13 protein-coding genes are annotated in these 13,246 nt (G+C 72.5%); 5 read left to right on the plus strand and 8 right to left on the minus strand.

Features of this window, described 5'->3' with window-relative positions; genetic code table 11:
- Positions 1–110: 110 nt before the first annotated feature.
- The 3 genes from serS to ACTOQ2_RS19630 all read right to left on the minus strand — a co-directional run bounded on the left by serS (position 111) and on the right by ACTOQ2_RS19630 (position 4,037).
- The gene (gene serS, locus ACTOQ2_RS19620; RefSeq protein WP_440069618.1) at positions 111–1,373 is read right to left on the minus strand and encodes a serine--tRNA ligase; all 1,263 of its coding nucleotides are present in this window, start codon (positions 1,371–1,373) and stop codon (positions 111–113) included.
- A gap of 176 nt (positions 1,374–1,549) precedes the next feature.
- Positions 1,550–2,470: a prephenate dehydratase gene (gene pheA / locus ACTOQ2_RS19625; protein ID WP_440101137.1), complete on the minus strand. Its 921-nt coding sequence runs from the start codon at positions 2,468–2,470 to the stop codon at positions 1,550–1,552.
- Positions 2,471–2,615: 145 nt separating this feature from the next.
- On the minus strand, positions 2,616–4,037 hold the full coding sequence (locus ACTOQ2_RS19630) for a glycosyltransferase 87 family protein (RefSeq protein WP_440101139.1): 1,422 nt from the start codon (positions 4,035–4,037) through the stop codon (positions 2,616–2,618).
- A gap of 65 nt (positions 4,038–4,102) precedes the next feature.
- Between ACTOQ2_RS19630 and ACTOQ2_RS19635 the strand changes: the two genes are divergently transcribed.
- Positions 4,103–6,478, plus strand: coding sequence for a hypothetical protein (locus ACTOQ2_RS19635; protein WP_440101141.1), 2,376 nt, complete (start codon positions 4,103–4,105; stop codon positions 6,476–6,478).
- On the opposite strand, the gene mptB is transcribed toward ACTOQ2_RS19635, so the two are convergent.
- The 3 genes from mptB to ACTOQ2_RS19650 form a co-directional block, all read right to left on the minus strand.
- Positions 6,360–7,847 (minus strand): polyprenol phosphomannose-dependent alpha 1,6 mannosyltransferase MptB, encoded by a 1,488-nt coding sequence (mptB, locus tag ACTOQ2_RS19640; protein WP_440101143.1) that lies wholly within the window; start codon positions 7,845–7,847, stop codon positions 6,360–6,362. The two genes, ACTOQ2_RS19635 and mptB, sit on opposite strands and share 119 nt — an antisense overlap.
- A gap of 123 nt (positions 7,848–7,970) precedes the next feature.
- The gene (locus tag ACTOQ2_RS19645) at positions 7,971–8,651 is read right to left on the minus strand and encodes a glycosyltransferase family 2 protein (protein WP_440069628.1); all 681 of its coding nucleotides are present in this window, start codon (positions 8,649–8,651) and stop codon (positions 7,971–7,973) included.
- Positions 8,652–8,699: 48 nt separating this feature from the next.
- Complete coding sequence (locus tag ACTOQ2_RS19650; RefSeq protein WP_329088376.1) at positions 8,700–9,053, minus strand: STAS domain-containing protein; 354 nt, start codon at positions 9,051–9,053, stop codon at positions 8,700–8,702.
- A gap of 289 nt (positions 9,054–9,342) precedes the next feature.
- Here ACTOQ2_RS19650 and ACTOQ2_RS19655 point away from each other — a divergent pair, with 289 nt between their 5' ends.
- Complete coding sequence (locus tag ACTOQ2_RS19655; RefSeq protein ID WP_440069630.1) at positions 9,343–9,840, plus strand: hypothetical protein; 498 nt, start codon at positions 9,343–9,345, stop codon at positions 9,838–9,840.
- A gap of 85 nt (positions 9,841–9,925) precedes the next feature.
- On the opposite strand, the gene ACTOQ2_RS19660 is transcribed toward ACTOQ2_RS19655, so the two are convergent.
- Both ACTOQ2_RS19660 and ACTOQ2_RS19665 read right to left on the minus strand, forming a co-directional pair.
- Positions 9,926–11,053 (minus strand): sensor histidine kinase, encoded by a 1,128-nt coding sequence (locus ACTOQ2_RS19660; protein ID WP_440101145.1) that lies wholly within the window; start codon positions 11,051–11,053, stop codon positions 9,926–9,928.
- Entirely contained in the window at positions 11,050–11,745 is a 696-nt protein-coding gene (locus tag ACTOQ2_RS19665) for a response regulator transcription factor (RefSeq protein ID WP_440101146.1), read from the minus strand. The genes ACTOQ2_RS19660 and ACTOQ2_RS19665 overlap by 4 nt, the downstream gene beginning before the upstream one ends.
- Before the next feature lie 129 nt (positions 11,746–11,874).
- Between ACTOQ2_RS19665 and ACTOQ2_RS19670 the strand changes: the two genes are divergently transcribed.
- From ACTOQ2_RS19670 to ACTOQ2_RS19680, 3 genes are all read left to right on the plus strand, one after another.
- Entirely contained in the window at positions 11,875–12,042 is a 168-nt protein-coding gene (locus tag ACTOQ2_RS19670) for a hypothetical protein (RefSeq protein WP_344915193.1), read from the plus strand.
- On the plus strand, positions 12,039–12,305 hold the full coding sequence (locus tag ACTOQ2_RS19675; RefSeq protein WP_440069638.1) for a DUF6412 domain-containing protein: 267 nt from the start codon (positions 12,039–12,041) through the stop codon (positions 12,303–12,305). The genes ACTOQ2_RS19670 and ACTOQ2_RS19675 overlap by 4 nt, the downstream gene beginning before the upstream one ends.
- A 205-nt stretch (positions 12,306–12,510) precedes the next feature.
- On the plus strand, positions 12,511–13,206 hold the full coding sequence (locus ACTOQ2_RS19680) for a YidC/Oxa1 family membrane protein insertase (protein ID WP_440101148.1): 696 nt from the start codon (positions 12,511–12,513) through the stop codon (positions 13,204–13,206).
- The last annotated feature ends 40 nt before the right edge of the window (positions 13,207–13,246 follow it).

Raw genomic sequence — 13,246 nt, forward strand, 5'->3', positions numbered from 1 at the left:
GACGAGCGGGAGGATCCACCGGAGGGCATGCCCCGGAAGGCCCCGCCGCGCGGCGGGGCCCTCACTACGAGCACTACGGGCTCGCGTGCCTCGCCGCGAGCGGCGCGAACCTATTTGACGGGCTCGAGCACGTCGAGACCGACGTACGGGCGCAGGGCCTTGGGGAGCACGACGGATCCGTCGGCCTGCTGGTGGTTCTCCAGGATCGCGACGATCCAGCGGGTGGTGGCCAGCGTGCCGTTCAGGGTGGCCACGTGCTGGGGCTTGCCGCCGGAGTCGCGGAAGCGGACGCCGAGGCGGCGGGCCTGGAAGTCGGTGCAGTTGGAGGTCGAGGTGAGCTCGCGGTAACGGCCCTGGCTGGGCACCCACGCCTCGCAGTCGAACTTCCTCGCGGCCGAGGACCCCAGGTCTCCGGCCGCGGTGTCGATCACCCGGTAGGGCAGCTCGACCTTGGCCAGCATCTCCTTCTCCCAGTCGAGCAGGCGCAGGTGCTCTGCGTGCGCCTCCTCGGGGCGCACGTAGGAGAACATCTCGACCTTGTCGAACTGGTGGACCCGGATGATGCCACGCGTGTCCTTGCCGTACGAGCCCGCCTCGCGGCGGAAGCACGAGGACCATCCCGCGTAGCGGTACGGGAGCGCGGAGCCGTCCAGGATCTCGTCGCCGTGGTAGGCCGCCATCGGCACCTCGCTCGTGCCGACCAGGAACAGGTCGTCGTCGGGCAGGTGGTAGACCTCGCTGGCGTGGGCGCCGAGGAAACCGGTGCCCTTCATCGACTCCGGCTTGACCAGCACGGGCGTGATCATCGGGATGAAGCCCGCCTCGATCGCCTGCTGCATGGCCATGTTGAGCAGCCCGAGCTGCAACCGCGCGCCGACGCCTTTCAGGAAGAAGAACCGCGAGCCCGAGACCTTCGCGCCGCGCTCCATGTCGATCGCGCCGAGCAGCTCGCCCAGCGCCAGATGGTCCTTGGGCTCGAAGTCGAAGGACGGCTTCTCGCCGATCTCCTCCAGCACGACGTAGTCGTCCTCGCCGCCGGCGGGAGCCCCCTCCTCCACGAGGTTGGACACCGTGTAGAGCAGCTCGTCGAGCTCGGCGCCGAGCCTCTCCGCCTCGGCCTCGGCGGACTTGACCTGCGAGGAGAGGTCTTTCGCCCGCTCCAGCAGGGTGGCCTTCTCCTCCCCTGAGGCACGGGAGACAGACTTGCCGACGGTTTTCTGCTCGGCGCGGAGCGTCTCGAAGCGGCTCAGCGCGCCGCGCCGCCGCTCGTCGAGGTCGAGCAGCGTGTCGACGACAGAGTCGTCCTCACCGCGGGCACGCTGCGACGCCCGTAGCCGGTCGGGATCCTCACGAAGGGTACGCAGGTCAATCACAGCCACAAGGCTACCGATGTACGGCTCGCGCCCGCGCCCGGATTGACCGGCCCGCCCCCCGCGGTGGCGGTGACGAGCCGGCCGCGGCATCCGTTTCCCGCCCGCCGGGACGCCTTAGGCGGGCGCACACCGGCACCGTCCCTGGACCGGGTGCCGGCTCTACGGCCGGGCGGCGATCAGACCTGACCGGTGCGGACCCTGCCGAGCCAGCCGGCGGCCTCGGCGAAGTCATCGTCGTTCGTACCGCGCTTGATCTGCGGGAAGAGACCGTCGGCGCGCGGGTAGCTGCCCAGGAAGCGCACCTTGGCGGAGATGCGGTGCAGACCCGAGATCGCCTCTCCGACGCGGGCGTCGGCGGCGTGGCCCTCGAATTCGAAGTGGAAGAAATAGCGGCCTATGCCGTCGCCGGTGGGCCGCGACTCGATGCGGGAGAGGTTGACGCCGCGGACGGAGAACTCGGTCAGCATCTCCTGCAACGCGCCCGGGTGGTCGTCGGCGAGGAAGACGACCAGTGAGGTGCGGTCGGCACCCGTCGGCTCGGGCAGCGGGCCGGGACGCGACACCTGGACGAACCGGGTGACGGTGTCGGTGCGGTCGCCGATCCCGGCCGCGAGCTCGACCAGGCCGTAGTGCTCACCGGCGATGCGCGCGGCGATGGCCGCGTCGTACGGCGAGCCGGGAAGCGCGACCTCCTGCGCCGCGGCGGCGGTCGACGGGGCGGCGACCACCACGGCGTCGGGCAGCTCGCGGGCGATGAAGTTGCGGCACTGGGTGATGGCCGCCGGGTGGGAGAAGACCCTCTTGATGTGGCCGATCTCGGTGCCGGGACGCGCCAGGAGCGAGAACTCGACGGGGAGCAGCAGCTCGGCGGTGATGAGCAGCGACTCACCCCGGGCGAGCTCGTCAAGGGTCGTGGTGATGGCGCCTTCGAGCGAGTTCTCCATCGGGACGACGGCTCCGTCGGCCTCGCCTCGCCGGACGGCCTCCAGGGCCGCGGTGACGTTCGGGCTCGGCAGGCGCTCGGCCTCGGGCGCCAGGATGCGCAGGGCTTCCTCGGTGAAGGTCCCCTCCGGTCCCAGGTAAGCGAGTTTCGACATGTCCCCAGGTTATCCGGCGACTGTCGGAAAATGTGCGCAGGATTACCTACTGACGCGGCCGATTCCGACATGGTCACTCGAAGTCGTTCCACGTCAGAGGCCGTCTCCTGTCGATCATCCCCTCGACGGCCGCGTGCGGGGGCCGTCAGGAGAGCGTCCGGAACGCCTCTCTCCGCCTGGGCAGCCATACCCCCAGCAACCAGACCAGGGCCAGCGCGCCCAGACCGAACCCGTTCTGTACGATCTTGCCCAGCACGGGGCTGAGCACCGGGATCTCCGCGGCCTTGATCGTCACTCCCCACCAGGGGATCGGCAGCACGTAGTAGAGCCAGACCCCCGCGGCCACCCGGAGCCTGACCGGGTCGCGCCCGTCACCGGCCAGCGCGCCGAGCACCACGACCACCCAGGCCAGATGATGGATCCAGGCGACCGGCGACAGCAGTACGGCCATCAGCCCGACCAGGGCGACCCCCGCCACGAGGTGCCCGTCGAGCAGGGCCCTGCGGGCGTGGCGGAAGCCGTACCAGGCGACCACCGCGACCAGCGCCACCCAGAGCAGGCTCGTCAGCACGTCGGGCAGGTAGAGGCGGATGAGCATGCCGCGCATCGACTGGTTGGTGGTCGCGGCGTTGGCACCGAGCCGCTCGGGATCGAGCAGCGCGCGGAACCAGAAGTCGGCGGCGTCCGCCGGGATCACCAGGAACGGCAGCAGGGTCAGCAGCGCCGCGGTGAGCGCGGCCACGAAAAAGGTGCCGCGCTGCTCCCGCCTCGCGCCGGGCCCGAAACCGGCGATGAGAAGGTAGATCAGGAAGACGCCCGGGGTGAGCTTGACCGCGGTGGCCAGGCCGATCAGCATGCCGCGCGGCCACACCGGGCGCCGGGCCACGCAGTCGGCCAGGCAGAGCGCGACGAGCAGGATGTCCACCTGGCCGAAGCGGACCTGGTCCCTGATCGGCATCAGGTAGGTGCACGCGATCATCAGTGCGGCGAACAGCAGCGGCGTCCACAGGCGGCCCGCCCCGCCCTCGCCGCCCTCGCCGAACCTGGCGAGCCCGCCCAGCCGGGCGCGTACGCCCTCGAACGTCCCCGTTATGCGCGCCGCGTCTCCGGCGGGCACACCGGAGGCGGCGCCCGGCCCCGCGACGGCCGCACCGCGAACGGCCGCATCGGGAACGGCCTTCGGGCCTCCGAGCACGGCGCGGAAGGAGAGCAGGACGGTGACCGCCAGCGTCAGGAAGATCAACGCGGTCCACGCCCACTGCGCCGCCGTCCAGGACATCACCGCCAGCGGCGTGGCCAGCAGCGCCGCCACCGGCGGGTAGGTGAAGGGCAGCAGCTGCGGCGCGGGAGTGATGAACCCGTAAACGGGCCGGCCCTCCAGGATCGCCGCTCCGCCGGTACGGTAAACATCGAGGTCGACCAGGCGCTGGTCGTCCACGTTGCCCAGCCAGTGGAGCACCAGCGGGGCCACCGCGGCGGCGACGAGCAGCAACGCGGGCAGCCACGACAGCCATGACAGCCACGTCGGGGGGCGCCGCCCGGTCGTGGTCACCTCGCCAGTCCTCACGAGCAGGCAGGTTACCGTGGGGCCGGGAGAACGGCCGCCCGGCGGATACGGACAGGGGGAACCGGATGGCTTCGGCACACCGCGGCCACGGGACCGCGCGCCCGGCCACCGACGGGACCGTGACGCGACCGCCGCTCCACCGGGTCGCCAGGACCGCTCCGGCCGCCGCGTCCCTGCTGCTGGCCGTGCTCTGCGTCCTCCTCGGCGTCCCGGGCGCCTCGAAGTCCTTCGCCGCCTCCGGCGCTTCTGGAACTTCAGGCGCCCCGGGCGCTCTGGGCGCCTTCGGTGCCGGTACGACGGGCGCCTCGGCAAAGGCGCTTCCCGAGAAGGTGGTGATCGTCGGGATACCGGGCCTGGAGTGGAGTGACCTGGACCGGGAGCGGACCCCGAACCTGTGGAGGCTGGTGGGCGAGGGCGGTTCCGCGTCCATGTCCACCCGGGCGGTCCCGCCGCCCGATCGGGGGATCACCTGCCCGGTGGCGGGCTGGCTGACGGTCTCGGCCGGTCAGCGCGCGGGCGCGCCCGGTGCGGGCTGCGAGCCCCCGCGCCCGCCGGAGCCGGCTCCCGGCGGCGGGGCGAGCGTGCCCGGCTGGGCCGAGCTGTCCGCTTTCAACGCCACCACCTCCTACCGGCCGGTTCTCGGGCAGTTGGGCGAGCTCGCGACCGGCGCGGGCCTGAAGGTGGCCGCCGTCGGGCCGGGAGCCGCCCTCGCCGCCGCCAACAAGTCAGGGAAAATCGGGAAATACGCGGCGAGCATTGAGCAACTGGGCGACCTGTCCCCGTACGGCCTGATCGTGGTCGAGGCCGACGACCTCACCAGGGCCTGGACCGGCGCCGGCCGCACCCCGGCCGGCACCGCGGACGGGATGACCGGCCAGGCCAGGCGGGAGGCCGTGGCCGGGGCCGACCGCGTGGTGGGCGCGGTCCTCGACCGCCTGCCCCCGTCACGCGGGACCCCGTCGCCGGGGACGGGGACCACGGTCCTGGTCGGGGGCCTGGCCGACACCTCGGTGGTGCCCCACCTGCACGTGGCGATCGCCCGGGGCCCGTCCCCCGACGGGGGAACGTACGCGCGCGGCTACCTCACCGCCACCTCCACCCGCCAGGACGGCCTGGTCACGAACACCGACCTGACCGCCACCGCGATCGGCCTGCTGAACATGAAGATCCCCAACGGGGTCGTGGGACGCCCCTGGCTGGGCGACGTGCCGAGCGGGGAGCCGGTCGCGGCGACGGCCGGGAAGCTCGCCGACGACGACCTGGCGAGCCAGGTGCTGCGCGAGGTGAGGGGACCGTTCTTCGCGGTGTTCGTGGCGGTCCAGATCCTGTTCTACCTGCTGGCCGCCGCCGCGATCCGCCGGGGCTGGGGCGGCTCCCGCGCCTTGACGGCCGTCCGGGTCGTCGCCGTGGTCAGCGGGGCGATCGCGGTCTCCACCTTCCTGGCGCAGCTGGTCCCCTGGTGGAGCCTGCCCGCGCCGATGTTCTGGGTGATCGTGACCATCCTCGGCTTCGCCTGCGCGGTCGCCGGGGTGGCGCTCGCCGGCCCGTGGCGGGCGCACCCGCTCGGCCCGCTGACGGTGGTCGCCGCCGTCACCTCGGTGGCGCTGCTGGCCGACGTGATGAACGGCTCGACGCTGCAGGTGAACGCGGTCACCGGCTACGAGCCGGTCACCGGCGGACGCTTCTACGGCTTCAGCAACATCGCCTTCGCCGTCTACTCCGCCGGCACGATCCTGGCCCTCGCCGGGATCGCCCAGTGGCTGATTTCGCGCGGCCGGCGCTCGCTCGCGCTCACGGTGTGCGCGGCGTACGGGGGGCTGGCGGTGTTCGCCGACGGCTGGCCCGCGTGGGGTGCCGACTTCGGCGGGGTCCCGGCCTTCCTGGTCGGGGTCGCGGTCTTCCTGATCCTGCTGTCCGGCGGGCGGGTCTCGCCGGTCAGGCTGGTCCTGGCCGGCCTCGCGGGCGGCCTGCTGATCGGCGCCATAGCGGTGGCCGACTGGCTGCGGCCCGCCGGACAGCGCACCCACCTGGGCGCCTTCGTGCAGCAGGTGCTGGACGGGGAGGCCTGGACCGTGGTCGGCCGCAAGTTCGGCGCGATGATCGGGGTCACGGTCGGCAACTGGTCGCTGTCGCTGCTCACGCTGGTCGCGCTGGCGTTCCTGTTCCTGGTGCTCGACCGCCCGTCGCGGTGGGGCGCGTCGGCCCTGGGCCGGGCCTACGCGCTCGCGCCCGCGCTGCGCGCCGGGCTGATCGGGGCGCTGGCCTGCGCGCTGATCGGGTTCCTGATGAACGACTCGGGCATCGCGATCCCGGCCATGGCCCTCACGGTCGCGGTGCCGCTGACGCTGGCCGCCTGCGTGCGCGCCGTCCGGCTCTCGCCGCCCACCACGCCAGGGCAGCCGTCAGTGCCAGCAGCGTCCACGGCACCACCGTCTCCCTGAGCAGCGTCTTCGTCCAGAGCAGGTCGTCGGGCCGCAGCGCCTCCCTGGCCGGAAGGTAGCCCAGCGACAGCACGACGACCCTGGCCACCATGAACGCCTCCAGCGCGGGCCAGGACGCCAGGGCCAGCAGCGCGAAGGCCAGCCCGTCGTACCAGGGCAGCGCGTACGGCGCGGCGAACAGCCAGGCGACCACCATCGCGGCGGCGACGGCGGGCGCGGTACCGGCGGGCTGTGACCCGGCCGACCCGGCCGACCCCGGCGCCCGCAGCACCAGCCAGGCCAGGCAGGCCATCAGGAGCAGGGATCCGATCTGGATCCAGGCCGAGTACGCGCCCGGCCCGAAGAGCGACTGCAGCCCCACCTTGACGAGCTGCCAGGGCGTGGCGAGGGAGACCTTCCTGCTGGCGGCGCTCACCTGGTCGAGCACGTGCGGCCCGGCGACGGCGTAGATCGCCACCACGGTGGCCGTCGCGGTCCCCGCCACCACGGCGAGCCTGCCCGGCGAGCGGCGCAGCTCCCACGCCGGTCCGAGGGCGACGAGCCCGGCGTTGAGCTTGACCCCGATGCCCACCCCGAGCAGCAGCCCCGAGGCGGCGCCGCGAACCGTGAGCGCGGCGACCATGCAGGCGATGGCGAGGGTGTCGACGTGCATCCCGGCGGCCAGGTGGTAGATCATCAGCGGGTTGACCGTCCACAGCAGCGCCGCCCGCCGCTGGAGGTCGGCGTTACCCCTGGCGAAACGGTGCAGCAGCAGCGCCGTGCCGATGAACGCCGCCGCGTTGACGACGGCCATCGCGAAGACCGTCAGCCTGACCGAGTCGCCGCCCACGAAACTCGCCAGCGCCTGCACCGCGGTGGCGACCGGGCCGTAGACGCTGGTCACACCGGCCCACTCCTCCACCGCGCCGGTGACCGGGTCGCCGGGGAGTGCGGCGGGGGTGATCGCGTACGGGTCCTGGCCGAGCGTGACCAGGCGGCCGTACGCGGCGTAGTTGAGGTGGTCGGCCGAGCCGGAGGGCGGCAGGAAGGCGAGCAGGCCCGCCACCGCGCAACCGGCGTAGAGCAGCCGGCGCGGGTCGGGCCGCCACCGGGACCTGAGCGCGGCGGCGAGGCCGAGCCCGCCCAGCACGATCGCGACGGCGCCCAGGGCGATGGCCAGATGGGCGCCGGGGTGGGCCTCCAGCGAGTACGGAGGCTGCCAGGAGGGCCCTGGCAACCTCGGGACCATGGCCGAGGGGCCCAGCAGCCCGATCAGGACCGTGGTCGCCACCGAGAGCCCCACGGCTCCGAACGCGGCCACGTCGAGCCCGCGCGGCGTATCGCCGGCGGGACTCCGCCTCTCGTCGACGACCGACGCATCCCGAGTCACCCGCAAATTCCAGCACACCCGGCACGGTGCCCGGTGCAGTGCCCGCTGCGGGGCCCGGGGTGACACCGGTGAACCGGGTGGTGCCGCGGGGCCCGGCCGGCGGTCCGGACCAGCCGGTCGGGGTCAGCGGCGTGCCAGGAGGGCGCGGGCGACGTCGCGGAACTGCCTGGCCCGGTGGATCTGGGCCTTCCAGTCGGTGCCGGTGGCCCGGTGTGCCATCTCGACCGGGACCTCGCGCACGCGAAAGCCCTTCCTGAGCAGGTCGATCGTGAGACCTGTCTCCACGCCGAAACCGCGCGCCAGCGGGCGGGCGGCTTCGAAGGCCGCCCGGGTCAGGCAACGCTGCCCGTTGAGCGGCTGGGCGGGCGTCCAGCCGGTGGCGCGCTCGACTCCCTCGCGCGCGAGCCTCACGACGAACCCGTGGCCGCCGAGCTTCACGCGGGTGACGAAGACGGCGATCGTCATGTCGGCCTCGCCCGCCGCGACCGGCTCGATCAGCGGCACGGCCGTACGGGCGGTCTCGCCCAGGTCTGCGTCGAGGAACAGCAGGTGCCGGGGCTCCTCGCCGTCGAGCAGGCGTACGGCGTGGGCACCGCTCTCCATGGCGGCGGCCTTCCCCCGGTTGTGGCTGTGCCGCACGACCCGGGCCCCGGCGGCCTTGGCCACCCGCCCCGTCTGGTCGACGGAGCCGTCGTCGACGACCACGACGAGATCGACGCCGGGCAGCGCCAGGACCGCGGCCACGGTGGCCCCGATCCTGTCGCCCTCATCCTTGGCGGGAATGATCGCCGCCGTGCCGGTCATCGAACACCTCCAGTGTGGAGACCCCGGGCATCAGCCGTGGGGAGGACGTCATCCTTGGGAGTCGGAGGTCAGCAGCTTCTCCGGCAGCGTCTCGTGCACGACGAAGACGGAGTCGAGGCCGGTGACCTGCAAGATCTTGCGTACGGCCGGCCGGGGCGCCGCCACCTCCAGCGTGCCACCCCGCTCGCGCAGTCGCTTGAGCGCGGAGAGCAGCACGTTCATGCCGGTGGAGTCACAGAACTCCACGGCGGACATGTCGAGGACGACAAGCATGGTCTGGCTCTGCCCAAGCAACCGAGTGAACTCGGCCTGCAGGCGAGGCGCGGTGTATAGGTCGATTTCGCCAACGATGGTCACGACGGTGTGCCCGGCATGAGATCGAGTTGAGACTTTTAGCTCCACAGCGGGCACACTAGCGGCGCGAGAGCCGCTGGTCACGTTCTCTTGAACAACCCGAGTCGTCCGCCCTTTGTCCCCCGTTTCCGCCTCACGGAAACCCTGAGTGCGCGAAGCTTGACACTAAGCAACACCGGCTTGGCCGGAAAGGGGAGGAGACCCGGCGCCTCCCGATCGTCGCTGCGCTACGTCAGTGGCGGCCGTTGAGTTACAAGAAACGGGCTCGAACGCACCCATGAACACCGACCTACCTGAGGATCTCCAGCGACAGCGGCTTCGGGAGCACCTGGAATCCATGATCACTCGCACCGACAAGGCCACCTCGTGGCGCGACGCGGCGAGCTCACTGCGAAGCCTGGTGAACCACGAGGGATACGTCCCGATCAGAACCCGCCTGTCGACCGAGGACCTCGACTTCCTCGAGGGAGCGCGCGAAGAGCTCCTCGACTTCGCCACGCTCGGCGTCAGGCTGCTCGACCTGCACCAGCCGCGCGACGCGGGCGGCATCACCAGCGACGCCGCGCATCCGATCCTGCGCTGCCGCAGCTGCATGTGGCGCTGGCCGTGCCCGACGTTCCGGGCGATGGTGGAGTCTCTCGGCACCACCAGGAGGCTGACCTCCTGCCAGCACGTCGAACCCGACACCGAGGGCGGCGAGTGCGCGCAGATGACCCTCATGGTCTCCGTGAGGCCCGAGGGCCCGCAGGGCACCACGAGCCACGTCACGCCCGCGCCGACCGCCAACGGCACCGCCGCCGGCAACACCGGTTCCAACGGCACCGCCGCGAGCTGACCGCCCACCGCCCACCCGCCCCGCGTTCCGCGCTCACCGGCGTACGTCCGGACCGGACCCGGCAGGACCGGAGCGGCCGGGCCGCTCAGGCGGAGAGCGGCAGGCGGATCTCGAAGCGGCAGCCGGGGCCGGAGTTGACGACGCCGATCGCCCCCTCGTGGGCCTCGACGATGCCGCGCGCGATCGCCAGGCCGAGACCCGCCCCGGCGCCGTCGGCGCTGGGGGTACGGGCCGTCTCGCCACGGAAGGCGACGTCGAAGACGCGGGGCAGGTCGTCGGCCGGGATGCCGCCGCAGCCGTCGGCGACGGACAGGCAGGCGGTGTCGTCCTCGACCGAGGCGCGGACCACGACCGTGCCGTCGCCCGGAGTGTGCCTGATCGCGTTGACCACCAGGTTGCGCAGCGCCCGGGAGAGCTGGGCCGCGTCGGCCTGGACGGGGACCACCGGGCCGACCTCGCCGGCCAGTCTCACCCTCTTGCCCCTGGCCAGCTCCTCCACCCCGGCCAGCGCGTCGGCGACCAGGTCGCCGAGGCCGATCCGGTCGCGCGACAGGCGCAGCGTCCCCGCGTGGATCCTGGACAGCTCGAACAGGTCGTCGACCATGCCCGACAGCCGGTCCACCTCCAGGCGGATCTGCCGGTGGTAGCGGCCGACGGTCTCCGGGTCGGCGACCACCCCGTCCTCCAGGGCCTCGGCCATGGCCCGCATGCCCGCCAGCGGGGTGCGCAGGTCATGGCTGACCCAGGCGACGAGTTCGCGGCGGGCGCTCTCCAGGGCGCGCTCGCGCTCATTGGCGAGGCGCAGCCGCCGGTAGGCCTGGTCCAGGCTTCCGGCGATCGTGCCGAGCTCGGCGGGCAGCCCCTCGGGAGGCGTGAACTCCCCCGAGGCCGGTACGGCGTGCACGGCGTCGACGAGCCTGCGGCTGGCCGCCACGACCCGGCGCGAGAGCACCGTCGCGACGCCCAGCCCGACCAGACCGCCCACGACGACGACGCTGAGCACGATGTCCCTCGACGTCCCCTCGATGATCATTTTCAGGGTGAGGGCCACCATGCCGCCGACCGTCGCCACGACGGTCACCACGACGACCACCGCGAGCATCACGCCGATCGACCGCTCGCGCAGCAGCCACATCGTGCCCAGCCCGGCCAGCGCCACCGGCAGGCCGAGCCCGGCGGTGACGGCGACGATCAGCAGGATCTCCGGGATCACGACTCCGCCAGCGGTTCGTAGCGGTAGCCGACGCCCCACACGGTGACGATGCGCCGGGGGTCGGTCGGGTCGGGCTCGATCTTCTCGCGGAGGCGGCGGACGTGGACGGTCACCGTGGACGAGTCACCGAAGGACCAGCCCCAGACCTGGTCGAGCAGGGCGGAACGGCTGAAGGCCTGGCGGGGGTTGCGCATCAGGTGGGCGAGGAGGTCGAACTCGCGGGCGGTCAGCATGATCTCGTCACCGCGGAGCCGCACCTCGTGGGCACCGACGTCGACAGCCAGCTCGCCGTCCCTGAGCACGCCGGTACCGGCCGGCAGGGAGGACCCGCGCGCCCGCCGCAGTACGGACTGCACGCGCAGCGCCAGCTCCCGGGGGCTGAAGGGCTTCGTGACGTAGTCGTCGGCGCCGGTCTCCAGGCCGACGACCCTGTCCAGCTCGTCGCCGAGCGCGGTCAACATGATCACCGGAACCGGCCACCGCTCCCTGAGCTTCTTGCAGACCTGGAGGCCGTCCATCTTGGGGAGCATCAGGTCGAGCACCATCAGGTCGGGCGGATTGGCCAGCGCGCGTCTGAGCGCCTCGGCGCCGTCTCCGACGCACTCGACCACGTGACCGTCGCGTTCCAGGTAGCGGGCCACGACCTCGGCCACCATCGAATCGTCGTCGACCACCAGAATCCGCGCACTCATGGCCCCCACGGTAGGCCCGCGAGGGGACGATCCCTAAGCCGTGTCACCGGTCCGTAAGCACTCGATCGTTATGACCATCGTTACGATCAAGGCGCCCGCCGTCGCCCCGCCCGGCGTACGGTGGATCGCATGAGTCGTATCGTGCTGGGGGTTCTGGGCGTCCTGCTCGCGCTCTACGTGGTGTTCGGGTTCGTGCTGCCCGCCCTCTTCGGGCTGCTGAAGTTCGCGCTCGTCCTGGCGGTGGTGGCCTTCGTGGTCGTCGCGCTGGTCACCGCGGTGGCCAAGTTCAAGAAGTGAACCTGCTGCTCGCCGTCCAGACCCTGGCGGTCTGGATGTTCGACGGCGGCGGTGTCCTGACGGCCGCCGCCGTGGTCGGGCTGGGCGTGCTCCTGCTCGCCTGGGCTCTGCGCCCGGCGCCCGTCACCTCGGGTACGGAGTCACGGTCGCCGATGTCCCGGCGCGACCGGGCCAGACGGACGATGTTCGTCCGGCAGCGCGACCCAGACGCGGCCGGGAGATCCCGGCCCAGAGCACCCTCCGCGGGCCCGGCGCCCGCGTAATCCTCCGCGACCTCTCGCGATCCTCGCGTGCCCCGCGCGCACGTGACCGGCATGCCCCGCACGCGCGTGATCACCGTGTACACACGTGATCACCGTGCCCCGGAGGCACCCGGCCGCCGTGCGCCGCGCGTACGCGTCCAGGAAAGACCCCGCGGTTCGCGGGCGCCTTCTGTGCCGTCTCCACTCCGCTCAGAAGGGCCCTTTCATGTTCGACCCCGTCATCGCGTTCACCGCCGGCCTCATCGCCGCGCTCGCCGAGCCGCTGGGCTCCACCGCTCCGGCGATCGTCGTGTTCACCGTCCTCGTCCGGCTGCTGCTGCTCCCGCTCAGTGTCATGCAGGCCAGGGGCGAGCGGGCCAGGGTACGCCTCGCCCCGGAGCTCCAGAGGCTCAAGAAGCGCCACGGCCGCAACCCCGAGCGGCTCCAGCGGGAACTGGCCGCCCTCTACGCCAGGGAGAAGACCTCGCCGCTGGCCGGGTGCCTGCCGTCCGTGGCGCAGATGCCGTTCCTCATGGTGACGTACCAGGTGTTCATCTCCTCGACGATCGCCGGGCAGGCCAACGCGCTCCTGACCCACGGGCTCTTCGGGGTGCCGCTCGGTCAGCAGTTCGCGGGCACGGTGGCCGGATTCGGGCTGATCAGCGGCCCGACCCTGGTCTTCGCCGGGCTCTTCCTGCTGCTCGTCGCCGTGGCGTGGATCACGTCCCGCCGGATGCGGCGCACGATGAGCGAGGACGTGCAGCCCGCGGCGCTGCGCCGGATACTGCCCCTGCTGCCGTACGGGACCGTCCTGGTCGCCGCGGTGCTGCCGCTCGCGGCGGGGGTCTATCTCCTCGTCACGACGGCCTGGACGGCCGGAGAGAAGGCCGTGCTGCACCGCCCGGCGCTCGCCGGGGGCTGAGGGCGGGGCGGCACTCGGGAATCCGGATACCGGGCACCGG

Origin of the sequence: Streptosporangium sp. H16 (assembly GCF_051918855.1) — a bacterium.
GTDB lineage: Bacteria > Actinomycetota > Actinomycetes > Streptosporangiales > Streptosporangiaceae > Streptosporangium.